Here is a 25,587-nt window from a genome sequence, read left to right as displayed (position 1 = left end):
GCTCAAGGTGGAAATACCAATACTGCCGACCGCGGTAAAGTAACTGTTAAGGCTTCAAATGGCGGACAAGCAACCGCAGATGACAAGAAAAAAGTGGCGACTGTTGGCGATGTTGCAGATGCTGTCAATAGTGCTTCAACTTTCGTGAAAGTGGGAAGTACAACTGATGATATTGAAAATGATGCAGCAGGCGAAAATGAAACTGAAGACCAAGCTCTCAAAGCAGGCGACACCTTAACCTTAAAAGCGGGTAAAAACTTAAAAGTTAAACGTGATGGGGCTAATGTAACCTTTGCTTTGGCGAAAGATATTACTACGGAGAATGCGACTTTTAGTAACAAGTTATCTATTGGTGGTGCTACTACCGCTGGAACTACAACACCAAAAGTAGATATTACTAGCACGGCTGACGGCTTGAAGTTCGCTAAAGAGCCTGCGGGTGTGAATGGCGACACTAAAGTTCACTTGACTAATATCGCTTCAACTTTAGATGACCATCGTGTAGGTGGAAATACAACGCATCTAGATAAAGAGGTTAATGAGGCACATCGTAATCGTGCAGCAACTGTTGGCGATGTGTTAAATAGTGGTTGGAATATTCGCGGTGTTAAACCGATGTCTACAAGCAATCAAGTAGAAAGTGTTGATTTTGTTGCAACCTACGATACGGTAGATTTTGTTAGTGATGGAGAAACAACAACTGTAACGGTAGCTCAAAAAGATAATAAGAAAGGTGCTGAAGTTAAAATCGGTGCGAAGACTTCTGTTATCAAGGAAAAAGACGGTAAGTTGTTTACTGGAAAAGAAAATAAAGATACAAACAATGTTGCGAGTACTACGGCGAGTGATGATACAGACGCAGGTAATGGCTTAGTGACTGCAAAAGAAGTGATTGGTGCTGTAAACAAAGCTGGTTGGAGAGTTAAAACAACAGGAACTCCTGCTGCAGGTAAAGATGGCTTTGAAACTGTCACATCAGGCACAAATGTAACCTTTGCTGATGGTAATGCAACAAAAGCGACTGTAAGTAAAGATGATAAAGGTAATATCACTGTTAAGTATGATGTAAATGTTGGCGAAGTCTTAAAAGACAATGAATTCCTCACACAAGATGGCAAAAAACTTGTGAAGATTAATGATGAATACTTCAGCGAGGAAGATATTGATCCTGCAACAGGTAAGCCAAAAGAAACTAATGGTAAGAAAGTTGCTGCTAAATATAAAACAGTGGGTAATCAAATCTTAACCGTCGGTGCTGATGGTAATACTTCGGGAAGTGCCGTTACTTTAACTAACCAAAATCAAGGTGTGGTTACAGGTAGACAGGTGGCAGAAGCCATTGCGAAGTCTGGTTGGAATTTAGGCTTGGCGAATGATAAACAAGCTGTTTCTGCCTTTGCTACTACTGGTGGTGGCAAAGCCTTATCAGATGTTACGCTTGAGCGTGTTAATGCAAACGACAATGTGCGTTTTGCAAATGGTAAAAATACCGTAGTGAAAGCGGCTGTTGTGACAGATGTGGATAAAGAGGGTAATCAAGTTACGAATACTTATGTCCGCACAGATGTAACTGGCTTGCCTGTTCAATACACGACAGCAGATGGCAAAGCAGTAAGTAAAGTGGGGGATAAATACTACACTTTAGATGACAAAGGCGAGCCAGCTACTGAAGTAACAGAAGTTGATAAATTAAGTGTGAATTTGGTAAGTCCAACTGCAGATAGCAATAAGCCAACGGCTTTAGGCAATCTTGCAAATGGTGCGAAAACCTTTGATGCTCCAAAAGCTGAAGATGGCAAAGAATTGGCATTGGCAAATGATGGCAAGTATTATCCGAAAGAGAAATTAGGGGCTAATAATGCGGCACCGACGGATGGTACAGCTTCTGTGAAAGTGGCTAACCCAGGCAAGGCAGGATTGGCAGACTTGGCAAATTCAACATCAAGCAATGCTGCAACTGTGGGCGATTTGAAAAACTTGGGCTGGCAGATTTCTGCAGGCGATAGCTACAATGATCAAGTGAGAAATGCCGATAAAGTTAATTTCAAAGGTAGTAACGGTATTAGTGTTTCTGGTAAAACACTAGATGACGGTACGCGCGAAATTACCTTTGAATTGGCGAAAGGCGAAGTGGTTAAATCGAATGAATTTACCGTTAAGAATGCCGATGGTTCTGAAACTAACTTGGTTAAAGTTGGCGATAAGTATTACAGCAAAGAGGATATTGACTTAACAACTGGTCAGCCGAAAGTGACAGCTGGCAATACAGTTGCTGCGAAATATCAAGCTCAAGGCGATAAAATTGTTTCTACTGACGGAAACAATACCGAAGTTACTCTAACCAACAAAGGTTCTGGCTATGTAACAGGTAACCAAGTGGCTGATGCGATTGCGAAATCAGGCTTTGAGCTTGGTTTGGCAAGTGAAGCTGATGCGAAAGCGGCGTTTGATGATAAGACAAAAGCCTTGTCTGATACTAAAGCGGAAACTGTAAATGCCCACGATAAAGTCCGTTTTGCTAATGGTTTAAATACCAAAGTGAGCGCGGCAACGGTGGAAAGCACTGATGCAAACGGCGATAAAGTAACCACAACCTTTGTGAAAACCGATGTGGAATTGCCTTTAACGCAAATCTACAACACCGATGCAAACGGTAAGAAAATCGTTAAAAAAGCTGATGGAAAATGGTATGAACTGAATGCTGATGGTACGGTAAGTAACAAAGAAGTGACACTTGGTAACGTGGATGCAAACGGTAAGAAAGTTGTTAAAGTAACCGAAAATGGTGCGGATAAGTGGTATCACACCAATGCTGACGGTACTGCGGATAAAGATAAAGGGGAAGTGGAGAGTAATAAAGTTTCTACCGATGAAAAACACGTTGTCCGCCTTGATCCGAACAATCAATCGAACGGTAAAGGCGTGGTCATTGACAATGTGGCTAATGGCGATATTTCGCCAACCAGTAAACAAGCAGTAAACGGCAGCCAGATTTTCGCATTGACCGGCAATAAAGCTCCGAATATCACTAATGTGACGGTAGAAAATAAAGTTGATGGTAAGACTACGACTAAAGTCTATAACAATGTTGTAGTGGGAGACGACGGTAAACCATTATTGACCACTTATAATGTGGAGGGCAGAAAAGAAGTCATCACTAATTCAGTGGTTGAAGCCATCTACAATATGAATGAACAAGGGATTAAGTTCTTCCACTCCAACGACGGCACTGCCAAACGCAGAGAGGAACGAAGCAATGAAATCGATTCCAGCGCAAGTGGCATATTCGCGACAGCGATTGGCGCGAAAGCCGACGCGGCAGGCAATAATGCCATTGCCTTAGGCTATGGCTCAAAAGCCTTACGCGATAACACGGTGGCGATTGGTACGGGCAACGTTGTGAATGCGGATAAATCTGGTGCATTCGGCGATCCGAACTACATCGAAGATAAAGCCAGCGGCAGCTACGCTTTCGGTAACGATAACCGTATTACTTCTAAAAACACTTTTGTGTTGGGTAATAGTGTGAATGCGAAACGTGATGCAAATGGCAATGTACTGACCGAAGAAAAAGAAGTGGTTGGAAAAGACGGTACGAAGACGAAAGTAACCGTGCCGCAAGCCTTAGGCGAAACCGTAGAAAATTCTGTTTATCTCGGTAATGCTTCAACTGCGACAAAAGATAAGGGTAAAAACCTGAAATCCGACGGTACGGCGGGTAACACTACAACTGCTGGCGCAACGGGTACGGTAAAAGGCTTTGCTGGCGCAACGGCGCACGGTGCGGTTTCTGTCGGCGCAAGCGGCGAAGAAAGACGTATCCAAAACGTCGCGGCAGGCGAAATCTCTGCTACTTCAACCGATGCGATTAACGGAAGTCAATTGTATGCCGTGGCAAAAGGGGTAACAAACCTTGCTGGACAAGTGAATAAAGTGGGCAAACGTGCAGATGCAGGTACGGCAAGTGCATTAGCCGCTTCACAGTTACCACAAGCCTCTATGCCAGGTAAATCAATGGTTTCTATTGCGGGAAGTAGTTATCAAGGTCAAAATGGTTTAGCTATCGGGGTATCAAGAATTTCCGATAATGGCAAAGTGATTATTCGCTTGTCAGGCACAACCAATAGTCAAGGTAAAACAGGTGTTGCAGCTGGTGTTGGTTACCAGTGGTAAAGTTGGATTATCTCTCTTAAAAAGCGGCATTTGCCGCTTTTTTTTATGGGAAGTATTATTGTTTCAAGTAAATGAATTTGTGTTAAATTTCCTTTTGATGGTTAAAGTGCAATGTTTTTAAATTGAATTAAAGAGATGAAAATAAAGACTTGACAAAACCTATAAATATCCTTTAAAAGAGAGCTGTAACAAAAAAATAACAAATCACATAACATCATATAAAGGGTATCTTATGAATATCGTTCCGATCAGTGAGTCGGCGGTGGTTTGCTCTTTGCCACCTCCAGCTTCCATTCAACAACAACGCCAATTATGGGCGTTTGCTCGTCAATTGCAATTAGAACAAGATATTGTAGAAGTTGTCTTGGGAATGAATAATCTTACGGTTTTTACCGATTTTTTCGTGGATTTTAAGCCACTTGTGCAACGTTTAGAACAACTTTGGGCTGAATTGAAAGTATCGGATTTTCAAGGGCGTCATATTGAAATTCCTGTTATTTATGGGGGAGAGCGAGGTCAGGATTTATCTGACGTTGCGAAATTTCATCAGACGACACCAGAGCGGATTATTCAGATGCACAGTGAGCCCATTTATACTGTGTATATGATTGGCTTCCAAGCGGGCTTTCCTTATTTGGGTGGTTTACCTGAAAACTTACACACGCCACGCCGCGCTACGCCAAGAACGGTTGTGCCTGCCGGTTCTGTTGGTATTGGGGGCGCGCAAACGGGGATTTATCCTTTTTCTTCGCCAGGTGGGTGGCAGTTAATCGGTTATACTAAACAAGCACTTTTTGATAAAAATCAAGCACAACCAACCTTATTACAAGCTGGCGATACTGTGAAATTTATTGTGGAGGGGATTGAACTATGATTGATATTCTTGATGTGAAATCCCACGCGACCATTCAAGATTTAGGGCGTTTTGGTTTACGCCGATTTGGCATTAGCCATTGTGGGGCAATGGATAAATTAGCATTACGTGCGGGCAATATTTTATTGGGCAATGCAGAGAATGTTCCTGCCATTGAAGTGCCTTTAGGCGGTATTACATTGCAATTTCAGCAAGATATGAATTTTTGTGTGACGGGTGCTTTTTATGAAATGATGTTAGATGATAAGCCCGTTTTTGCTTATTGGCGTTATCAAGCGCGAGCAGGTCAAATATTAAAAATGGCACGTGCAAAAATTGGAATGTATGGTTATTTATGTGTTCAAGGTGGTTTTGTTTTGCCTCAAGCATTGAATTCTTGCAGCACGGATTTGAGAACGCAAATAGGGGGCATTGAGGGGCGTTGTTTGCATGTGGGCGATCAACTACAAACGGCAAATGATCATATTTTGCGTAGCGAAATTGGTATTGCGCCGATTCCGCTTCGAGATGTTATTCGTGCTTTGCCATCTTCTGAATATCAGGCGTTTAAACGAAAATCCCAATATTATTGGTGGCGAAATGAATGGACGTTACAAACTAACAGTGATCGTATGGGTTATCGTTTTCAAGGTCAGACATTAGAATTAAAGCAGCCGTTGGAAATGCTATCTCACGCCATTCAGTTTGGTAGCGTGCAAGTTCCACCAAGTGGTCAGCCTATTATTTTGATGGCTGATGCGCAAACCACAGGCGGTTATCCTAAAATCGCTAATGTGATTGATGCTGATCTTGGGGCTTTGGCACAGGTGCGTTTAGGTTCAACGATTAAATTTGAAGCGGTTAGCTTACAAGAGGCTGCTAAATTACGCCGTAAAAATGAAATATACCTTGATCAAATTAGGAGAATTGTTGATGAAAAAAATTGATTTAAATGCAGATATTGCAGAGGGTTTTCCTTTTGATGAAAGTTTATTGAAGTTGCTTTCTTCTGCAAATATTGCCTGTGGCTTACACGCTGGGGGCGCAAAGGAAATGCAAAGTGCGGTCAAATTTGCGAAAGAAAATAAGGTGCGTATTGGCGCGCACCCTAGTTTTCCTGATCGCGAAAATTTTGGTCGTACGGCAATGGCGTTGTCTTCACAGGAATTAATCGTATATTTGCGTTATCAATTGGGGGCATTAAAAGCGATTTGTGATGGCGAGGGGGCGGTAATTAGTTATGTTAAACCTCACGGTGCGTTATATAACCAAGCAGCAAAAGATGAAAAAATAGCGCGTGTAATCGCAAAAACTGTTTATCAATTTGATCCGAATTTGAAATTAATGGGGTTAGCGGGCAGTTTAATGTTGCGCATCGCAGAGGAAGAAGGGTTGCAAACCATTTCTGAAGTGTTTGCCGATCGACATTATATGCCTGATGGGAGCTTAGTGCCTCGTTCTCAACCAAATGCAATGGTAAAATCTGATAAGGAAGCCATTCAACAAGTTTTACAAATGGTAATAAAGGGGCAAGTCAATGCCATTGATGGAAGCTTTGTGCCTGTAAAAGCAGAAAGTATTTGCTTACACGGCGATAATCAACATTCTTTACATTTTGCTAAACGCATTGTGGAAGAATTAGAAAAAAATCATATAAAAATAACGGCATAAGCAGCCGAATAAACACATAACATCAACTTAACAATGGAGGTGCTTTATGGCATCAATTACTCACAGACGAAATGCGGTTTTAGGGGCGGCTTTTTTAATGGCGACATCCGCTATTGGGCCTGGGTTTTTAACTCAAACCGCAACCTTTACCAATACTTTATTAGCGAGTTTTGGCTTTGTTATTTTATTATCAATTTTGTTAGATATTGGTGCTCAACTTAATATTTGGCGAATTGTTATTGTGTCTGGAAAACGTGCGCAAGATATTTCTAATGCGGTTTTTCCGAAAGCAGGGTATTTTCTTGCTACGCTGATTGTGATGGGCGGGCTGGCTTTTAACATTGGTAATGTTGGCGGCGCGGGGCTTGGTTTAAATTCTATTTTTGGTATAGTACCAGAAATGGGCGCAGTGATTAGTGGCATTATTGCTATTTTGATTTTTTTGCGTAAAGAAGCGGGCTTATTAATGGATCGTTTTGCGCAATTAATGGGCTTTATTATGGTTGCGCTCACGTTTTATGTCATGTTTAAAACTGAACCACCTGTGGCTGAAGCAGCCTATCATTCCTTTATTCCAGAACAAATTGATCCTATTGCTATTGTTACATTAGTGGGGGGAACCGTAGGCGGTTATATTACTTTTGCAGGTGCGCATCGTTTATTAGATGCGGGCATTCAAGGCGAAAAAGCAATGGCTGAAGTGAGCCGTAGTTCTGTTTCAGCCATTTTAATTGCTTCAACAATGCGTGTTGTATTATTTCTTGCGGTGCTTGGCGTGGTGTCAAAAGGTGTGTCTCTTAATCCTAAAAATCCAGCTGAAACGCCTTTTGAATATGTAGCAGGCAATTTTGGTCAAGTATTATTTGGAGTGGTTATTTGGGCTGCGTCTATCACATCGGTTATTGGTGCGGCTTATACTTCAGTTTCTTTCTTAACGACCCTTTGCCCAACCATTGAACGCAATCGTAATCGTTGGATTATTGCTTTTATTGTGATTTCTACTGTTGTTTTAGTCACAGTGGGAAAACCTGCTGCGGTATTAGTCTTTGTGGGAACATTAAATGGCTTAATATTGCCAATTGCATTGGCATTAATTTTGTTAGCCGCTTATCGAAGTGATATTGTTGGCACTTATAAACACCCTGTTTTTTTAGCTTTTTCAGGCTGGTTTGTTGTGATTATTATGGCAATATTAAGTGGAAAAACGATTATTTCTTATATTTCTAGTTTTTTTAGCTAACTAATATTTTGTGAAAGGATCTGCATTTCATGATGTTAAATATCAGTCATTGAAATGCAGATTTTATTATTTATTTTTTGCCTAATTGTGGCAATACGGAATCTTTAATTGCGCTTAATAAACCTGTTTGAGCATAGATACCAAGTTTACCTCGGGTGTCTGATACATCTAAATTACGCATAGTTAATTGACCGATACGATCAATTGGATCAAATGGCGCATCTTCCACTTTTTCCATACTTAAACGCTCTGCTTCGTAGGTTAAGTTTGGTGATTCGGTATTTAAGATAGTGAAGTCGTTACCACGACGAAGTTCAAGCGTTACCGTACCCGTAATTGCTTTTGCCACCCAACGTTGTGCTGTTTCACGCAGCATTAATGCTTGCGGATCAAACCAACGACCTTGATATAACAAACGGCCTAAACGGATGCCATTAATACGATATTGTTCGATGGTATCTTCATTGTGAATACCGGTTACTAAACGTTCGTAAGCGATATGCAATAATGCCATCCCTGGTGCTTCATAAATACCACGAGATTTGGCTTCAATAATACGGTTTTCGATTTGGTCAGACATCCCTAAGCCATGACGACCACCGATACGATTGGCTTCTAGAATAATATCAACTGCATTATCAAAACGTTTACCATTTAATGCGACAGGGACGCCTTCTTCAAAAGTAACGGTGACTGTTTCTGGTTTAATTTCTACATTGTCATCCCAAAATGCGACACCCATAATTGGTTTAACAATTTTCATGCCTGTGCTTAATTGCTCTAAGTCTTTTGCTTCATGGGTTGCACCCAGCATATTGGAATCGGTCGAGTAGGCTTTTTCAACAGACATTTTGTAGTCAAAACCATTTTCGATAAGGAATTGAGACATTTCTAAACGACCGCCAAGTTCTTCAATGAATTGCGCATCTAACCAAGGTTTGTAGATTTTTAAATTAGGGTTTGTTAATAAGCCATAACGATAGAAGCGTTCGATATCGTTACCTTTGAATGTAGAACCATCCCCCCAAATATTCACATCATCTTCTTTCATTGCTGCAACAAGCATTGTGCCTGTTACTGCGCGACCAAGAGGCGTTGTATTGAAGTAAGGAATGCCGCCTGTCGAAATATGGAATGCGCCACATTGAATCGCTGCAATACCTTCGTGAGCAAGTTGAGCACGACAATCAATTAAGCGAGCATTTTCTGCACCATACGCCATCGCTTTTTTAGGGATTGCGCTGTAATCATCTTCATCGGGTTGCCCTAAATTGGCGGTGTATGCATAAGGCACCGCGCCTTTTTGACGCATCCAAAGTAATGCCGCGCTGGTGTCTAAGCCGCCAGAGAACGCGATACCGACTTTTTGCCCTTCAGGTAAATGTTGTAGAATTGTATTTGACATATCTTTTCCTTGTTTATAATTTAGATTGAATAATTAATCACTTTATTTGAATAAAAAGTCATTTAAATATAACCGCACTTTTTATGTTTGTCTAGCCTTTTATGTATTAAGACTAAAAATCTTTAGTTGTCATCATGCATAAAAATCCCCGCTGTAAATAGCAGGGATTTTGATCTCTATTTTGTTAATAAATCCAGCGCTTCCTGATATTTATCAACTGTTTTCTGAATAATATTTTCTGGCACTTTCGGTGCAGGAGCTTGTTTATTCCAGCCGCTATTTTCTAACCAATCGCGTACAAATTGTTTATCGAATGATGGAGGATTAATCCCTTCTTGGTAAGTATCGATAGACCAAAAACGGCTAGAATCTGGTGTTAATACTTCATCCATTAAGGTGAGCGTGCCATTTTCATCTAAACCAAATTCAAATTTTGTGTCGCAAATAATAATACCTTTAGTCAGTGCATATTCTGCAGCAGCAGTATAAAGTGCGATAGCTTTTTCTTTTACTTGTGCGGCTAAATCAGCCCCGATGAGTTTTTCACATTCTGCATAGCTGATATTTATATCGTGATTGCCGACGGCTTCTTTACTTGATGGGGTGAAAATAGGTTCTGGTAATTTACTGGCTTCAACTAAGCCTTCAGGTAATTTTAATCCGCAGATGGTTCCAGTTTGTTTGTAATCTTTTAAACCACTGCCAGTTAAATAGCCACGTACGATAGATTCAATTTTAATGGGATTCAAACGTTTACACACTACAGCGCGATCTTTGATTAAATCAGCTTCTTCTTTTGGTAACACATCATAAACACTCTCGCCAGTGAAATGATTCGGCATAATGTGAGCAAGTTTGTTAAACCAAAAATTGGAAATTTGTGTCAGGATTTCGCCTTTTCGTGGAATGGGATCATCTAAAATAACATCAAACGCGGATAAGCGGTCAGAAGCAACCATTAGCATGCGTTTATCATCGATTTCATAGAGATCACGTACTTTACCTGAATAGATTTTTTTTAGACTTAAAGTGGGGAGTTGTTGTGTCATCGTTTTGCACCTGTATGAAAGTAAAAACTGGCGCGTATTGTACCGCACTTTTAAATCAAATAAAGCAAACGTTTGACTATTTTTAAAAAGAAATAAAAATCCCTGAAATTTCAGGGGAAGTATAGGGGGCAAAATGTTTATTATTGGAAATTTAGTAAATCCTATTAATTATTGAGCGGGTGGATTGGGATTATCCAATACGTCCCACAGACTTTCTTGTGGTGGTGTAGTTGTTTCTGTTTCTGTTTCTGTTTCTGTTTCAGTTTCTGTTTCAGTTGGCGTAAAAGACGGAGAGGCTATTTCGCCACAGAAATTCTGACCATTATTTAGCCAAACAGGAATTGTTCGATAACTCTCGCAATCCCAGCCACCGTATTGATTTATCCCCACCCATTTCACTGTTGCAGGAGGCTTAATTGCTAATTTTTCAATATTCGTACGGCTTAAATAATCTTTATAAATTTGCAATGCACCAGAAGCACCAGTGAGTTTGGTTTCGCCATTATCATCGCGACCAAGCCAAACTGTGCTGATATTTTTTCCGTCAATTCCCACAAACCACGTATCGCGAGCTTCATTGGTTGTGCCTGTTTTGCCTGCTAAATGTAAATCAGCGTAATCTTTTTGCAAACTACGTGCAGTGCCTCGTTCAACAGTTTGTTGCATTGCAAATAATGTTTGGAATGCCGCTTCTTGTGGCACCACTTGTTTTACGCTTTTATCGTGTTGAAAAATTAGGTTACCTTGACGATCAGTAATGCTATCTACGGTTGTGAGCGAAATTCGCCCCCCTTGATTGGCAATAGTTTGATAAAGTTTTGTGACATCATAAGGCGAGATGGTATAAGAACCGAGCAACATCGCAGGCACTTTAGGAATTTCCACATTATCCCAGCCCATCGCTTTTTGTGTGTTAATAATTTTACTCAAGCCGACTTTCATTCCAATATTCACTGTCGGAATATTTAAAGAACGGGCTAAGGCATCCATTAACATTACCGAACCGCTATATTTTTTGTCATAGTTGCGTGGCTGCCACGGCGGGCTACCTTTGACATTAATCGTAATTGGCTGGTTATTAATTGGGGTATTTAAACGGAACTGTTCTGGATTAGAAAGTGCGGTCAAATAAATCGATGGTTTTACTAAAGAACCAATCTGACGTTTTGCCATTAATGCACGATTAAAGCCTGCATATTGCGTTTGCAAACCGCCAACCACGGCACGAATTTCACCTACGCGGTAATCCGCAACAATCATGGCGCCTTCTAAATATGGATTTTTAGTTTTCAGTTGTAGTTGTGAAACTGTGTTCACCACTGCATTTTCTGCTTGAGATTGTTGTTTTAAATCCATTGTAGTGAAAATCCGTGCACCAAGTAAACTAGATATTTTATGTTCGCCCAGTTCACGGCGTAAATCTGCTTGTAAAGTTTGAATAAACGCAGGATATTTACGCGAGATTTGCCCTTTTTTTTGTACGCCTAAAGGCCGCTGACTTAATAATTGATAAAGTTCATCGCCGATCATTTTATGCTCAAGCATGAGCTTTAAAACAATGTTGCGACGTTCGAGCGCGTTTTGTGGATTTCGCCACGGATTATAAAGTGAAGGCCCTTTGACCATACCAACTAAAAGGGCAATTTGATCTAAGCTAATTTCACGAATCGAACGACCAAAATAAAATTGGCTAGCTAATTCAAAACCGTGAATTTGCGTATCGCCATTTTGCCCGAGATAAATTTCATTGAGATAGGTTTCGAGAATACGGTTTTTATCGTAACGCCAATCTAATACCAATGACATCAAGGCTTCGTTGGCTTTGCGTGTAATGGTGCGTTCGCGCGATAAAAATAAATTTTTTACTAACTGTTGAGTGAGCGTACTGCCGCCTTGTACAGTTTGACCTGCTCGAATATTGGCAATTAATGCGCGGAAAATCCCCACTGGATTAATGCCATTATGTTCATAAAAGCGGCGATCTTCCGTTAAAATTAATGTATCAATTAATAAACGGGGGTAATTTTGCAAAGGAATGGCTAAACGATCTTCGTTGTCTGATTGCAACATCGCAATCAACTTTGGCGCAAGACGAAATTCATCAACAGTTTTGACTGTGACTAAATCTTCAATGCGAGATAACTTATTATTGTTAAAACGCAAGCGCAAAACTCGCTGTGGTTCTGCTTTATCGGGGAAAGGAAAAGCGCGGCGAAGAACTACAATGGTATCATCTTCCAATTTGAAATCACCCGGTGCGGCTACCATGGTCGTTTGGCGATATTCGTTATCTAATAAAATTTGAATCACTTCATCGAAAGCGAGATTATCTGAAATTTTCACACTTTCAATGCGACTATACACTTCAGCAGGCAGACGCCAAATTTGCCCGTCCATTTTCGAACGGATTTGCCAATCTAAATATCCGCCATAAAATACGGTTAATACCGCACCAGTAAACGCGACTTTTAATAGAAAGTTTCTGAAAGAACAGCGTTTTTTCGGTGTTTTTTCTTCGGGATTTTTTGGAACGTTTTCGGTGGTCATAGTCGGTTAAGAGATAAAATCAACATAAGCTTCAAGGAAATGGATAAAATCTTGTGTGCCACAAAAAGCAATGCTTTCTTCATCATAATAATGAAAATCGTCTTCCAGAATTTCATCTGTTTCAATGGCGAGATTATTCGCTCGTACCATTACTTCATCAGTATCTAAAAACAATGTATATTCTGCGCCGATTAAGATCTCTTCTTGATTTTCAGAGAGTGATTGCGCAGTAGAAAGTGCGGTCAAAATCGCTTTTGGATTTGACCGCACTTCTGTATTGAACCAGTTAGCAAGGGCAATGTGTTCCATCGAACATTTTACGGATACATTGCCTTGATAATGTGTAAATTGAAAATCCATCTTAGATACTAAAGGATGAACCACAGCCACAAGTGCTGGTAGCATTTGGATTATTTACAGTAAAGCGTGAACCTTCTAAACCTTCTGTGTAATCAACGGTACCACCGATTAAATACTGTAAACTCATCGGGTCAATCACAAGTTGAACCCCTGATTTTTCAATCGTTAAATCGCCTTCATTCACTTTTTCATCAAAAGTAAAACCATATTGGAAACCGCTACAGCCACCACCCGTGATATACACGCGTAATTTCAAATTAGTATTTTCTTCTTCGCTGATTAAACTTTTTACTTTATTCGCTGCTGCATCAGTAAATGTCAATGGTACTGCAATGTTATCTGTCATAATTATTTCCCGCTTCCCGAAAATTTGAATTTCGTTATTATCTAATAACCATTTACTCCATTCAAGTGTAATCCAGTTTTTTCCTAGAAATCGTGCTATAATCTGGCAAAATTTTTTTCAAAAAAGGTGAAATAAAATGGCTATTCCAATTAGAACAGAAAAAGAAATTGTAAAACTACGTGAGGCCTGCAAATTGGCTTCGGATGTGCTGGTGATGATTGAACCTTACGTAAAAGCAGGGGTAACTACGGGTGAACTTGATCGAATTTGCCATGAATATATGGTGAATGAACAAAAAGTTATTCCCGCTTGTTTGAATTATCACGGTTTCCCAAAGGCTACCTGTATTTCCATTAACGAAGTCGTCTGTCACGGTATTCCAAGTGACGATAAAGTGCTTAAAAATGGCGATATTGTGAATATTGATGTCACGGTGATTAAAGACGGTTATTTTGGTGATAACTCAAAAATGTATATCGTGGGCGGAGAAACGAATATTCGTAGTAAAAAATTAGTGGAAGCGGCACAAGAAGCCCTATACGTGGGATTGCGCACAGTAAAACCGGGTATTCGTTTAAATGAAGTAGGTAAAGCTGTGCAAAAATATACAGAAAGTCAAACTTTCAGTGTTGTGCGTGAATATTGCGGACATGGTGTCGGTACAGAGTTTCACTGCGAACCTCAAGTATTGCATTATTACGCAGATGATGGCGGTGTGATTTTAAAACCAGGTATGGTGTTTACCATTGAGCCAATGATTAACGCGGGCAAAAAAGAAGTGCGCGTGATGGGAGATGGTTGGACAGTAAAAACCAAAGATCGCAGCCATTCAGCACAATACGAACATCAACTTGTTGTCACCGAAACTGGTTGTGAAGTAATGACTATTCGTGATGAAGAAATTGCAGAGGGTCGAATTTCACGGATTATGGTGAATGTGTAATTGACATTAAATTATAAGATAAGGGCGTAGATATACGCCCTTTTTGTTTTTCTTTATAATAAAACGACTTCAATTTAACAAAAGGCAATTAATATGCTGTTTTCTCCGACACTATCTTCTCCTTTAACGCCAAGTGCGGTCAAAATTGAGCGAGAAAATCTCAAGCAATTTGAGCTAGAGAATTTTTCTCGTTATTCCATTTTTGAGCTTATTGAAAATCGCTGTGATTTTTATGATGCCTTATTGATTCAACTTTGGCAGGAAATGGGATTAAGTGAACAGCAAGGCATTTCTTTAATTGCTGTGGGCGGTTATGGACGGCGTGAGATGTTTCCTTTGTCGGATTTAGATTTTTTGATTTTAGTCGAGCAAACCCCAAGCCCTGAGATTGAAGAAAAAATTACTCAACTTATCCAGTTTTTATGGGATTGCGGTTTTGAGGTGGGAAATAGTGTTCGAACCTTAGCACAATGCGAATCGGAAGGAAAACAAGATATTACGATTGCCACCAATTTATTAGAAGCCAGATTTCTTGCTGGAAATCGACCGCACTTTGATGCGCTAAATGAATTGGTAAAACGTGCTGATTTTTGGTCGAAAGAAGATTTTTTAAATGCCAAAGTGCAAGAGCAAATAGAACGTTATCAGCGTTATCACAATACGGCTTATAACCTTGAGCCAGATATTAAGTACAGTCCTGGTGGTTTGCGTGATTTGCATTTGTTGTATTGGGTGGCGTTGCGCCATTCGGGGGCTTTGACCCTTGAAGCCATTTTACAAAGTGGTTTTATTTATCCTCAAGAATATCAGCAACTACAAGAAAGTCGTGCATTTTTATTTAAAGTGCGGTTCGCTTTGCATTTGATTTTGAAACGTTACGATAATCGTCTGTTGTTTGATCGCCAAATTAAAGTTAGTGAATTGTTGGGCTTTCTAGGGGAAGGCAATCAAGCTGTGGAAAAAATGATGAAATGTTTTTTTCAGGCATTGCACCGAATTTCGCTTATTAGTAATTTGTTGATTCAGCATTATCGAGAAAATGTGCTTTCATCAAATCAGGCTACTGTGATTGACCAATTAGACGATGATTTTCAACTGATTAATCAATGTTTATGTTTGCGTAATAGTCGTGTTTTTCAAGAAAAACCAGAGCGAATGTTAGATCTATTCTTTTATTTAACGCAGTACGAACAGGCCAATATTCATTCTGATACCTTGCGTCAATTACAAATTTCCTTAGAGCAATTACCACAAAAATTATGCGAAATTCCTGCAGCTCGAGAAAAATTTCTACGTTTGTTTAATCAACCTAATGCAATTAAGCGTGCGTTTATGCCGATGCACCAATATGGCGTATTAACTGCGTATCTTCCTCAATGGCAAGCCATTGAGGGCTTAATGCAATTTGATTTGTTCCATATTTATACGGTGGATGAGCATACATTACGCGTGATGTTGAAATTGGAAAGTTTTCTGTCACAGGAAAGTGCGCAAGAACATCCCATTGCCCATCGAATTTTTAGTCAACTTTCTGACCGCACTTTGCTTTATATTGCGGCGTTATTCCACGATATTGCAAAAGGGCGGGGCGGCGATCACGCAGAGCTTGGCGCAGAAGATATGGCAGACTTTGCGCAATTACATGGTTTAGATCGTCGAGAAATTGATACCCTTGCTTGGCTCGTAAAATCCCATTTGCTGATGTCAATTACGGCGCAACGTCGTGATATTCATGATCCTGAAGTCGTCATGAATTTTGCGGAAGCCGTGCAAAATCAAGTTCGATTAGATTATCTCACCTGTTTAACGGTGGCGGATATTTGTGCTACCAACAGCAATTTATGGAATAGCTGGAAACGTTCGCTTTTTGCCTCTTTATATGAATTTACCGAACAGCAATTTGCACAAGGCATGAAAGAATTGCTTGATTACTCAGAAAAATCGGCAGAAAACCGAAAACTTGCACAACAAATTTTAACGCAGGATTATTCCGATATTACGCCAATCTCAATTGAGCAATTATGGGCTCGTTGTCCTGAAGATTATTTTGTGCGTAATACGCCAAAACAAATCGCGTGGCATACTAGTTTGCTAGTGGATTTCGCTGAATCATTATTAGTGAAAATTAGTAATCGCTTTTCACTTGGCGGCACGGAAGTGTTTATTTATTGCCAAGATCAACCGCACTTATTTAATAAAGTGGTGAGTACCATTGGGGTAAAAAAATTCAGTATCCACGATGCGCAGATTATTACGACACAAGATGGTTATGTTTTTGATAGCTTTATCATCACAGAACTTAACGGAGAATTGGTTGAATTTGATCGTCGCCGAGAATTAGAGCAAGCTCTAACAGTAGCCCTTCAAAGCGAAAAATTGCCCGCACTTTCTATTACGCCGAATCGTCAGCTTCAACATTTCACTGTAAAAACCGATGTGCGTTTTTTACATGAAAACAAAAAAGAGCATACTGAAATGGAACTGGTTGCGTTGGATAAACCGGGTTTATTAGCCCAAGTGAGCCAGATTTTCAGTGAGTTAAATCTCAATTTATTGAATGCAAAAATTACCACTGTGGGCGAGAAAGCGGAGGATTTTTTTATTTTGACGAACCGATTTGGTAAAGCACTTGCGAGAGAGGAAAGGGAAAGATTGAACCGTGTTATTATTCAGCAAATTAGGTAAATATCTCTATTTTATCAATGATATAAAATAACAAAGCAAAGGTTTCTTTTAATGAATAGAAATAAAAAGTGAATTAAAACACATTTTTTATTCAGTTTTATGTTAGAATTCGCAACCTTATTTTTACTTGACACAGGAAAATTTATTATGAAAATCGAAGCAAGCAAGCAAGCAAGCAAGCAAGCAAGCAAGCAAGCAAGCAAGCAAGCAAGCAAGCAAGCAAGCAAGCAAATAGTAATCGACTTTTAACTCGTCCACATCAATTATTTTCATTTATTGCAGGTATTTATGCTCTAAGCCTGCCCCATCTCGCCCTTGCTGACACCACAAGTGATTTAACAAAATATGTAAAAATTACCAATGATACTGATGTAACAGCTAGCGGAACAGCTCAAAATAATGACGCTAAAATTGAGAATTCTCGGTTAAGTATTGCTATTGGTCCTAATGCGTTAGTTAAAGATTCAGATACGAAATATACACACCCAAAGGATATGACAACTAATAATCCTGCTGCATCAATAGCTGTGGGGGCAAATGCTAATGTAACAGTATCTCCATACTCAATAGCCTTAGGTAAGAATGCCAAGGTTCTTAATTCTGAGTATAGTTTAGCCGCAGGAACTAATGCAAAAGTAGAAAAATCTGGAAAAATAGTGGCTTTAGGCTTAGATGTTAATGTAACAGATTCTCAAAATTCCGTTGCAATAGGCTGGAAAGCAACTTCTAATAAATCTTCTAATGCCTTTATTGGTGGTTATAACGCAACATCTGTTAATTCTGATAACACTGTAGTAGTGGGGGTTGGAGCTAATATAACAGGCTCTCACAGAGCAATTGCAACTGGTTCAAATGTAACCATTAGTTCATCAAAAAATGCGATTGCCACAGGTGTAAATGCAACCGTTAGTTCATCAGAAAGTGCTTTAGTATTAGGAGATACAGCCAAAGCAAAAAATTCAGAAAAAGCGATTGTAAGTGGCTTTAAGGCAAATGCAGATCAATCAAAGCGTGCAATTGTGCAAGGGGATCGAGCTAATGCAACAAGTTCAAATTATTCGATTGTTAATGGCGTATTAGCAAAAGCAACAAAATCTGATGATGCGATTGTATCGGGTAGTAGTGCAAAAGCAGATCAATCAAAAAGTGCGGTGGTTTTAGGGAATGAATCTAACGCAACAAAATCTGATAGTGCTTTTGTTGGTGGCGATCACGCTTCAGCGACAACTTCTGCAGGGGCTGTAGTATTAGGAAATAGTGCTAAAGCGGAAAATGCAGCAGGTTCTGTTGCTTTAGGCGAAGGAGCCAAGAGTTCGATTTCAAATGGGGTGGCATTGGGGAGTACTTCGACTGCACAGGTGGATAAGTTACAAACAGGTAATGGATTAACTGATAATGAAATTCAAACTAAAATTGATACTTTTAAAGCTGTTGAAGCACAGTTACTAACCGAATTACAAGCCGCTAAACAAGATTACGAAACCAAAGAAAAAACTTATAAAGATGCAAAACAAGCTGAATTATTTAAATCATTAGGTTTGCTGAATATAGGGCTTAGCACCGCACCTACAGTAGATAGTGCAACAGCAGAAGCACAAGCTAATGAAGCGAAACGTAGCTATGAAGCGAAACAAGCCGAATTGAAAGCCAAACGTAAAGAAGTTAGCACTTGGCTTTCTACTGCTGCGGCAGTTTCTCTCGGCGATGAAGAAGAAGGAATTACTCGCCAATTAAATAACCTTGCTGCAGGGACAAAAGACACCGATGCAGTGAACGTGGCTCAATTAAAATCATTAAAAAACGCAGGTCTACAATTTGCAGGGAATGATTATGATAAAACTAAAGATAGCACCCAAAATAAACTAATTAAAACAGAAATTGGTAATATTTTGCAGATTCAGGGCAAAAGTGGTTTGGTTTATAACGATGATAATAAAGCAAAGTACACTTCTGATAATTTAGTGACATTTAACGATAGTGGCGTATTGCGTATTGGAATGTTGAAATCCCCAAGTTTTACTGGTGTTACATTGGGAGATGGCGATAAAACCGTTTCACTTACCGCTGATGATGGTGTGTTAAAGGCTAGCGGTAAAACCATTTTTACAGAAGATAACTTTAAAACGTTTTTTACAAAACTTTATACTTTTGAAGGCGGTTTGAAAGCAGAAGAAAAAGATGGAAAAACCGTTGTTTCATTAGATAAAGAAGCCATTAAGCAAATGCCTGAATTAAAAGGCGAACAAGGCGAACAAGGCGAACAAGGAGAGCGAGGGCTTCAAGGAGAACGAGGAGAAAGAGGTCTTCAAGGAGAACGAGGTCTTAAAGGCGAGAAAGGCGATCAAGGAGAACAAGGTCTTCAAGGCGAGAAAGGAAAATCTGCTTATGAAAGTTGGAAAGAACTGCCTGCTAACCATGGGAAATCCGAAACTGAATTTGCTGAGATGTTAAGTAGCGGAGCGAGTAAAGCAGAGTTACAACAGCTTCGTACTGAACACGATAGTTTGAAAGCGCAAATCCGTAAAGATCAGCAATCTATTCAACAACTCGATCGCAATATGCAAAAAATGAACAAAGATTTGCGGGCAGGGATTGCGGGTGCGACAGCGATTGCTTTCTTGCAAGGGGGAAATTTTGCTGGAGAGTCTGCGGTTTCTGTGGCAGTAGGCACTTATAAAGGCGAACACGCATTAGCGGTCGGTTATGGCAGACGTTTAACCAATAACAAAATTGAGGTTAAATTGGGAGCGAGTGTCAATAGCCGAAGTGATGTGAATGCGGGGGGAAGTGTAGGATTCCACTGGTAAAATAAAGGATAAGAGTAAAAGTGCGGTCAATTTTGACCGCATTTTTTTATAAAAATACGGGTGTTGAAGTGAAAAATAGTGGTTCTTGAAAAATATATTTTTAGGTAAATTTGCCTTATGTTATCCTTTGCAAAAATTTTTTAGGATCACATTATGTTGAGTATTTTTGTTACTTTTTTTGGCGCGTTTTTAACATTGATTGTGATGCGACCCGTTGCCAATTGGATTGGATTAGTTGATAAGCCAAACTATCGTAAACGTCATCAAGGTGCAATTCCGTTAATTGGTGGCGTGTCGCTTTTTGTTGGTAATCTTTGCTATTACCTGATGGTATGGGATCAACTTCGATTACCGTATCTCTATTTGTTCAGTATTTTTGTTTTATTGGCGATTGGGATTTTAGATGATCGCTTTGATATTAGCCCTTTTTTAAGAGCAGGCATTCAAGCAATATTGGCGATTTTAATGATCGATCTTGGGAATGTGTATCTTGATCATCTTGGTCAAATTTTAGGGCCTTTTCAATTAACGCTGGGGTCTATTGGGCTGATTATCACTGTATTTGCTACTATTGCGATTATTAATGCCTTTAATATGATTGATGGTATTGATGGATTGCTCGGTGGGCTTTCTTGTGTTTCTTTTGTGGCGATTGGTATTTTAATGTATCGAGATGGACAAATGGATATGGCGCACTGGAGTTTTGCTTTAATCGTATCGATTTTACCTTATTTGATGCTAAATCTAGGGATTCCATTTGGGGCTAAATATAAGGTGTTTATGGGCGATGCGGGGAGTACATTAATTGGCTTTACCATTATTTGGATTTTGTTATTGAGTACGCAAGGAAAAGGGCATCCGATGAATCCAGTAACCGCACTTTGGATTATTGCGATTCCTTTGATTGATATGGTTGCAATTATTTATCGCCGTGTACGTAAAGGTAAAAGCCCATTTCGTCCAGATCGTTTACACGTTCATCATTTAATGGTGAGAGCTGGTTTAACATCAAGACAAGCCTTTTTATTGATTACGTTTGTTTCGGCAGTTTGTGCAACTATCGGTATTTTAGGGGAAATTTATTATGTGAATGAGTGGGCGATGTTTGTCGGCTTTTTCATTTTATTTTTCCTTTATGTCTATTCAATTACGCGTGCATGGCGAATAACTCGTTGGGTAAGAAGAATGAAACGTCGCGCAAAACGATTGAAGAAAGCATAAAAAATAAAGGCTTGTGTTATTAAATCACAAGCCTTTATTTTTGAGAAAATTCACCGCACTTTTTAACATTTTGACGATCTATTCTTACAGATAGAAAAAATCCCCAGCCTTTTGGCTAGGGATTGAAATTTGGAGCGGGAAACGAGGCTCGAACTCGCGACCCCGACCTTGGCAAGGTCGTGCTCTACCAACTGAGCTATTCCCGCAATAATGCTTCTATAATGTGAAATTGGAGCGGGAAACGAGGCTCGAACTCGCGACCCCAACCTTGGCAAGGTTGTGCTCTACCAACTGAGCTATTCCCGCAGTTCACATCAGTGAATGAGGTCGCATTATACAAATATTTTTAGGGCTTGCAAGGGCAATTTCATAAAAAGAAATTTTTTGTTGAAGTTTTCGTCAATCTAGTTTCATAAAATGTTCGCGATAATAAGCCAGCTCTTTAATCGATTCTCGAATGTCATCTAGCGCCAAATGCGTATTATCTTTTTTAAATCCTTCTAAAATTTCAGGTTTCCAACGTGCAGCAAGTTCTTTTAACGTACTTACGTCTAAATGACGATAATGAAAATAATCGGCTAAATCAGGCATATATTTCACTAAGAAGCGTTTATCTTGGGCAATGCTGTTACCGCAAATTGGCGATGCACCTTTGGGAACCCATTTTTTTAAAAAGTCTAAGGTTTGTAATTCTGCTGCACGTTCGGTAAGTTTGCTGCCTTTTACGCGTTCAATTAAGCCGTTTTCACTATGTGTTTTTTGGCACCAATCATTCATTTTATTGAGTAATTCATCTGACTGATGAACGGCTAATACTGGGCCCTCTGCCAAAATATTTAAATTTTTATCTGTTACGATAGTGGCAATTTCAATAATACGTTCTTTTTCCGGATCTAAACCGGTCATTTCTAAATCAATCCAAATAAGATTTTGTTTATCGAATGGCATAATATCAGGTATCCTATGCAAAAATTTTTTTCATTTTACCAAAAACAAGGGAAAAAACGACCGCACTTTTATGGCTAAACGTAAATTAACTCAGAACCAAACCAGAAGAATTCAATCGAATAATGCGAAAACATTACATCGCCATAAGAAGAAAGAGATTGAATGGTCAGATGAAATGCTTGGCGAATCACAAGAAGGGGTTGTGGTCACGCGTTATTCGATTCATGCTGATGTCGAAAATGAACAAGGCGAAATTTATCGTTGTAATTTGCGTCGTACCTTGTCGAGTTTGGTGGTGGGAGATAAAGTCGTTTGGCGTAAAGGCAATGAACAATTACAAGGTGTGAGTGGCGTGATTGAAGCGATTCACCCTCGAGAAAATGAAATTTCCCGCCCTGACTATTATGATGGTTTGAAACCCATTGTGGCGAATATTGATCGTATTATTATTGTATCAGCGGTGTTGCCAACGCTTTCCTTAAATATTATCGATCGTTATCTTGTTGTGTGTGAAATCGCGGGAATTACGCCTCTCATTGTTTTGAATAAAGTGGATTTATTGACGCAGGAACAGCGTCAAGAAATTGAAGAACAACTTAAAATTTACCAAGATATTGGCTATGAAATTTTAATGATTTCAGCAAAGAGCGGTGAAAATATGGAAAAATTGACCGCACTTTTGGCACAAGGCACGGCGATTTTTGTTGGGCAATCTGGTGTTGGTAAATCGAGTTTAATTAATCATATTTTGCCTACCGTAAACGCTCAAGTAGGGGATGTGAGCGAAACATCAGGGCTAGGGCAGCATACGACGACATCATCGCGTCTTTACCATTTGCCACAAGGCGGTAATTTAATTGATTCACCAGGAATTAGAGAATTTGGGCTTTGGCATTTAGATGCCGAGCAAATCACAAAAGGGTATCGAGAGTTTCAATATGTTTTGGGCACCTGTAAATTCCGTGATTGTAAACATTTGAGCGATCCTGGGTGTGCATTGCGTGAAGCAGTCGAGCAAGGGAAAATTTCGCCAGTGCGTTATGATAATTATCACCGATTAATTGAAAGTTTAAGTGAAACAAAATCACAGCGTCATTTTTCAGCAGTTTAACGATTGCGCAAGCTGGATGATAAATAAACAAATCCTGCGTTTTTTTATGATCTAATTCAATTTTTTTAGTGTTTATTCTTGATTATTTGCTTTTGAACAAGGATACTGAGGCGAATTTTATCTTTGTATTTTTTTAACTATTATTTAGTAGAGAGGTAGCATTATGTACTCAAAAGATGTTGAAATCACCGCGCCAAACGGTTTACACACTCGTCCTGCAGCACAATTTGTGAAAGAAGCCAAAGCATTTTCTTCCGATATCACAGTAACATCTGCTGGTAAGAGCGCAAGTGCAAAAAGTTTGTTTAAGCTACAAACGCTAGGTTTAACACAGGGTACGGTAATCACCATTTCTGCTGAAGGCGAAGATGAGCAACAGGCTGTTGAGCATTTAGTCGCTTTGATTCCAACTTTAGAATAATTCTTACTTAGCCATAAAATTGAGAAATTTTATGGCTATTGTTTATCTATCTCTTTTTTAATTATTTCGGAAGGTATCTATGATTTCTGGCATTCTCGCATCCCCAGGTATTGCCTTTGGTAAGGCACTTGTTCTTAAAGAAGAAAAGATTGTTCTTGATACACAAAAAATTACTGATGATCAAATTGACGCAGAAGTCGCTCGATTTTATGAAGGTCGTGCATTGGCGGTGGAACAACTTAATTCAATCAGAGAGCGCGCATTAATTTCTTTAGGCGAGGAAAAAGCCGCGATCTTTGAAGGCCACTTGATGATTCTTGAGGATGAAGAATTAGAAGAAGAAATTCTTGATTATCTTCGTTCAAATAAAGTGAATGCAGGCGTTGCGGCGAGTAAAATTTTAGATCAACAAGTGACAATGTTATCTGAAATTGATGATGAATATTTGAAAGAACGTGCAGGCGATATTCGGGATATTGCTAACCGTTTAGTTAAAAATATTTTGGGCATGTACATAGTAGATCTTGGCGATATTCAAGAAGAATCAATTCTTGTTGCTTATGATTTGACTCCATCAGAAACTGCTCAACTTAATCTTGAAAAAGTATTAGGGGTTGTCACTGATATTGGTGGTAGAACGTCTCATACTTCTATTATGGCGCGTTCTTTAGAATTACCAGCGATTGTAGGCTCAAATAATGTGACCGAATTAGTCAATACAGGTGATTACTTAATTTTAGATGCGATAAATAATCAAGTTTATATCAATCCAACACAATCTCAGATTGATGAATTAAAAACACTTGAAGCTAAAATTTCTGAGGAAAAAGCAGAGTTAGCTAAATTAAAAGATCTCCCCGCAATCACCTTGGATGGACATAAAGTTGATGTGGTCGCGAATATCGGGACAATCCGTGATTGTGAAGGGGCTGATCGCAATGGTGCGGAAGGTATTGGTTTGTACCGAACTGAATTCTTATTTATGGATCGTGAACAGCTTCCGACAGAAGAAGAACAATTCATTGCCTATAAAGAAGTGGTAGAAGCAATGAACGGGCGTTTAACCGTGCTTCGTACTATGGATATTGGTGGCGATAAAGAGCTTCCATATTTAGATTTACCAAAAGAAATGAATCCATTCTTGGGATGGCGTGCGATTCGCATTGCGTTAGATCGCCGTGAAATTTTAAATGCACAATTACGCGCGGTGTTGCGTGCTTCAGCGTTTGGTAAATTGGCGGTGATGTTCCCGATGATTATTTCTGTAGAAGAAATTCGAGAATTAAAAGCGGTTATTGAAACATTAAAAGCGGAATTACGTGCAGAAGGCAAAGCTTTCGATGAGCATATCCAAGTGGGTGTCATGGTTGAAACGCCGTCTGCTGCCGTAAATGCAAAATTCTTAGCAAAAGAAGTGGATTTCTTCAGTATCGGTACTAACGATTTAACCCAATATACTTTGGCGGTGGATCGAGGTAATGAGTTAATTTCGCATCTCTACAATCCTATGCAGCCATCTGTGCTTGGTTTAATAAAACAAGTAATTGATGCTTCTCACGCAGAGGGTAAATGGACGGGAATGTGCGGTGAATTAGCCGGTGATGAACGTGCAACCTTATTGTTACTTGGTATGGGATTAGATGAATTTAGTATGAGTGCTATTTCTGTACCTCGAATTAAAAAATTAATCCGTAATGTGAATTTCCAAGATGCAAAAGCACTTGCTAATGCCGCATTACAAAAACCGACCGCTTCGGAAATTGAGCAGTTAATCGAAGAATTTTTGGCGGAAAATGCATTAAATTAA

General features: G+C 39.5%; 18 protein-coding genes and 2 tRNA genes. 12 read left to right on the top strand and 8 right to left on the bottom strand.

Annotated features, from left to right (window positions below):
- From GG9_RS09205 to GG9_RS00970, 5 genes are all read left to right on the top strand, one after another.
- On the top strand, window positions 1–4,173 hold a 4,173-nt coding region (locus GG9_RS09205; RefSeq protein WP_192805826.1), incomplete at its 5' end, for a YadA-like family protein.
- 232 nt (window positions 4,174–4,405) lie between these two features.
- The gene (gene pxpB / locus GG9_RS00955) at window positions 4,406–5,047 is read left to right on the top strand and encodes a 5-oxoprolinase subunit PxpB (RefSeq protein WP_005632623.1); all 642 of its coding nucleotides are present in this window, start codon (window positions 4,406–4,408) and stop codon (window positions 5,045–5,047) included.
- Window positions 5,044–5,973 (top strand): 5-oxoprolinase subunit C family protein, encoded by a 930-nt coding sequence (locus GG9_RS00960; RefSeq protein WP_005632621.1) that lies wholly within the window; start codon window positions 5,044–5,046, stop codon window positions 5,971–5,973. Before pxpB ends, GG9_RS00960 begins: the two co-directional genes overlap by 4 nt.
- Window positions 5,960–6,697: a 5-oxoprolinase subunit PxpA gene (gene pxpA, locus GG9_RS00965; RefSeq protein WP_005632619.1), complete on the top strand. Its 738-nt coding sequence runs from the start codon at window positions 5,960–5,962 to the stop codon at window positions 6,695–6,697. The genes GG9_RS00960 and pxpA overlap by 14 nt, the downstream gene beginning before the upstream one ends.
- A gap of 46 nt (window positions 6,698–6,743) precedes the next feature.
- Complete coding sequence (locus GG9_RS00970) at window positions 6,744–7,937, top strand: NRAMP family divalent metal transporter (protein ID WP_005632617.1); 1,194 nt, start codon at window positions 6,744–6,746, stop codon at window positions 7,935–7,937.
- 70 nt (window positions 7,938–8,007) lie between these two features.
- Here the strand turns inward: GG9_RS00970 and argG are convergent, their stop codons facing one another.
- The 5 genes from argG to erpA all read right to left on the bottom strand — a co-directional run bounded on the left by argG (window position 8,008) and on the right by erpA (window position 13,644).
- Entirely contained in the window at window positions 8,008–9,342 is a 1,335-nt protein-coding gene (gene argG / locus GG9_RS00975) for an argininosuccinate synthase (RefSeq protein ID WP_005632615.1), read from the bottom strand.
- Window positions 9,343–9,518: 176 nt separating this feature from the next.
- Window positions 9,519–10,391: a phosphoribosylaminoimidazolesuccinocarboxamide synthase gene (locus GG9_RS00980; protein ID WP_005632612.1), complete on the bottom strand. Its 873-nt coding sequence runs from the start codon at window positions 10,389–10,391 to the stop codon at window positions 9,519–9,521.
- Between the two features lie 168 nt (window positions 10,392–10,559).
- Window positions 10,560–12,938, bottom strand: a complete 2,379-nt coding sequence (gene mrcB, locus GG9_RS00985; RefSeq protein ID WP_005632610.1) for a penicillin-binding protein 1B — start codon at window positions 12,936–12,938, stop codon at window positions 10,560–10,562.
- A 6-nt stretch (window positions 12,939–12,944) separates the two neighbouring features.
- Window positions 12,945–13,298, bottom strand: a complete 354-nt coding sequence (locus tag GG9_RS00990; protein ID WP_032825156.1) for a YacL family protein — start codon at window positions 13,296–13,298, stop codon at window positions 12,945–12,947.
- A 1-nt stretch (window position 13,299) separates the two neighbouring features.
- A complete protein-coding gene (gene erpA, locus GG9_RS00995; protein ID WP_005632606.1) occupies window positions 13,300–13,644 on the bottom strand; it encodes an iron-sulfur cluster insertion protein ErpA in 345 nt (114 codons plus the stop codon).
- 136 nt (window positions 13,645–13,780) lie between these two features.
- Between erpA and map the strand changes: the two genes are divergently transcribed.
- The 4 genes from map to wecA all read left to right on the top strand — a co-directional run bounded on the left by map (window position 13,781) and on the right by wecA (window position 21,300).
- Window positions 13,781–14,587: a type I methionyl aminopeptidase gene (gene map, locus GG9_RS01000; RefSeq protein ID WP_005632605.1), complete on the top strand. Its 807-nt coding sequence runs from the start codon at window positions 13,781–13,783 to the stop codon at window positions 14,585–14,587.
- A gap of 93 nt (window positions 14,588–14,680) precedes the next feature.
- Entirely contained in the window at window positions 14,681–17,272 is a 2,592-nt protein-coding gene (glnD, locus tag GG9_RS01005) for a bifunctional uridylyltransferase/uridylyl-removing protein GlnD (protein ID WP_005632604.1), read from the top strand.
- Window positions 17,273–17,766: 494 nt separating this feature from the next.
- Entirely contained in the window at window positions 17,767–20,079 is a 2,313-nt protein-coding gene (locus GG9_RS01010) for a YadA-like family protein (protein ID WP_005632603.1), read from the top strand.
- 153 nt (window positions 20,080–20,232) lie between these two features.
- A complete protein-coding gene (gene wecA / locus GG9_RS01015; RefSeq protein ID WP_005632602.1) occupies window positions 20,233–21,300 on the top strand; it encodes a UDP-N-acetylglucosamine--undecaprenyl-phosphate N-acetylglucosaminephosphotransferase in 1,068 nt (355 codons plus the stop codon).
- Between the two features lie 130 nt (window positions 21,301–21,430).
- Here the strand turns inward: wecA and GG9_RS0108965 are convergent.
- The 3 genes from GG9_RS0108965 to orn form a co-directional block, all read right to left on the bottom strand.
- Window positions 21,431–21,506: transfer RNA gene (locus tag GG9_RS0108965), tRNA-Gly, on the bottom strand.
- Between the two features lie 24 nt (window positions 21,507–21,530).
- Window positions 21,531–21,606 (bottom strand) — tRNA-Gly (locus GG9_RS0108960).
- A 93-nt stretch (window positions 21,607–21,699) separates the two neighbouring features.
- On the bottom strand, window positions 21,700–22,248 hold the full coding sequence (orn, locus tag GG9_RS01020; RefSeq protein ID WP_005632601.1) for an oligoribonuclease: 549 nt from the start codon (window positions 22,246–22,248) through the stop codon (window positions 21,700–21,702).
- Window positions 22,249–22,318: 70 nt separating this feature from the next.
- Here orn and rsgA point away from each other — a divergent pair, with 70 nt between their 5' ends.
- The 3 genes from rsgA (at window position 22,319) to ptsI (ending at window position 25,587) form a co-directional block, all read left to right on the top strand.
- On the top strand, window positions 22,319–23,359 hold the full coding sequence (gene rsgA, locus GG9_RS01025) for a small ribosomal subunit biogenesis GTPase RsgA (protein WP_005632600.1): 1,041 nt from the start codon (window positions 22,319–22,321) through the stop codon (window positions 23,357–23,359).
- Window positions 23,360–23,522: 163 nt separating this feature from the next.
- Window positions 23,523–23,780 carry a phosphocarrier protein Hpr gene (ptsH, locus tag GG9_RS01030; RefSeq protein WP_005628404.1) on the top strand — a complete coding sequence of 86 codons (258 nt, stop codon included), beginning with the start codon at window positions 23,523–23,525 and terminating at the stop codon, window positions 23,778–23,780.
- A 79-nt stretch (window positions 23,781–23,859) separates the two neighbouring features.
- Complete coding sequence (ptsI, locus tag GG9_RS01035) at window positions 23,860–25,587, top strand: phosphoenolpyruvate-protein phosphotransferase PtsI (RefSeq protein ID WP_005632598.1); 1,728 nt, start codon at window positions 23,860–23,862, stop codon at window positions 25,585–25,587.

Origin of the sequence: Haemophilus haemolyticus M19501, assembly GCF_000222025.1 — a bacterium.
Classification (GTDB): Bacteria; Pseudomonadota; Gammaproteobacteria; order Enterobacterales; family Pasteurellaceae; genus Haemophilus; species Haemophilus haemolyticus_G.
This window is presented reverse-complemented; position numbering and strand designations above follow the sequence as displayed.

Excerpts from the sequence above, each read along its gene's own strand:
- pxpB (WP_005632623.1), top strand. The coding sequence starts at position 4,406 with ATGAATATCGTTCCGATCAGTGAGTCGGCGGTGGTTTGCTCTTTGCCA.
- GG9_RS00960 (WP_005632621.1), top strand. The coding sequence starts at position 5,044 with ATGATTGATATTCTTGATGTGAAATCCCACGCGACCATTCAAGATTTA.
- pxpA (WP_005632619.1), top strand. The coding sequence starts at position 5,960 with ATGAAAAAAATTGATTTAAATGCAGATATTGCAGAGGGTTTTCCTTTT.
- GG9_RS00970 (WP_005632617.1), top strand. The coding sequence starts at position 6,744 with ATGGCATCAATTACTCACAGACGAAATGCGGTTTTAGGGGCGGCTTTT.
- argG (WP_005632615.1), bottom strand. The coding sequence starts at position 9,342 with ATGTCAAATACAATTCTACAACATTTACCTGAAGGGCAAAAAGTCGGT.
- GG9_RS00980 (WP_005632612.1), bottom strand. The coding sequence starts at position 10,391 with ATGACACAACAACTCCCCACTTTAAGTCTAAAAAAAATCTATTCAGGT.
- mrcB (WP_005632610.1), bottom strand. The coding sequence starts at position 12,938 with ATGACCACCGAAAACGTTCCAAAAAATCCCGAAGAAAAAACACCGAAA.
- GG9_RS00990 (WP_032825156.1), bottom strand. The coding sequence starts at position 13,298 with ATGGATTTTCAATTTACACATTATCAAGGCAATGTATCCGTAAAATGT.
- erpA (WP_005632606.1), bottom strand. The coding sequence starts at position 13,644 with ATGACAGATAACATTGCAGTACCATTGACATTTACTGATGCAGCAGCG.
- map (WP_005632605.1), top strand. The coding sequence starts at position 13,781 with ATGGCTATTCCAATTAGAACAGAAAAAGAAATTGTAAAACTACGTGAG.
- glnD (WP_005632604.1), top strand. The coding sequence starts at position 14,681 with ATGCTGTTTTCTCCGACACTATCTTCTCCTTTAACGCCAAGTGCGGTC.
- GG9_RS01010 (WP_005632603.1), top strand. The coding sequence starts at position 17,767 with ATGACAACTAATAATCCTGCTGCATCAATAGCTGTGGGGGCAAATGCT.
- wecA (WP_005632602.1), top strand. The coding sequence starts at position 20,233 with ATGTTGAGTATTTTTGTTACTTTTTTTGGCGCGTTTTTAACATTGATT.
- orn (WP_005632601.1), bottom strand. The coding sequence starts at position 22,248 with ATGCCATTCGATAAACAAAATCTTATTTGGATTGATTTAGAAATGACC.
- rsgA (WP_005632600.1), top strand. The coding sequence starts at position 22,319 with ATGGCTAAACGTAAATTAACTCAGAACCAAACCAGAAGAATTCAATCG.
- ptsH (WP_005628404.1), top strand. The coding sequence starts at position 23,523 with ATGTACTCAAAAGATGTTGAAATCACCGCGCCAAACGGTTTACACACT.
- ptsI (WP_005632598.1), top strand. The coding sequence starts at position 23,860 with ATGATTTCTGGCATTCTCGCATCCCCAGGTATTGCCTTTGGTAAGGCA.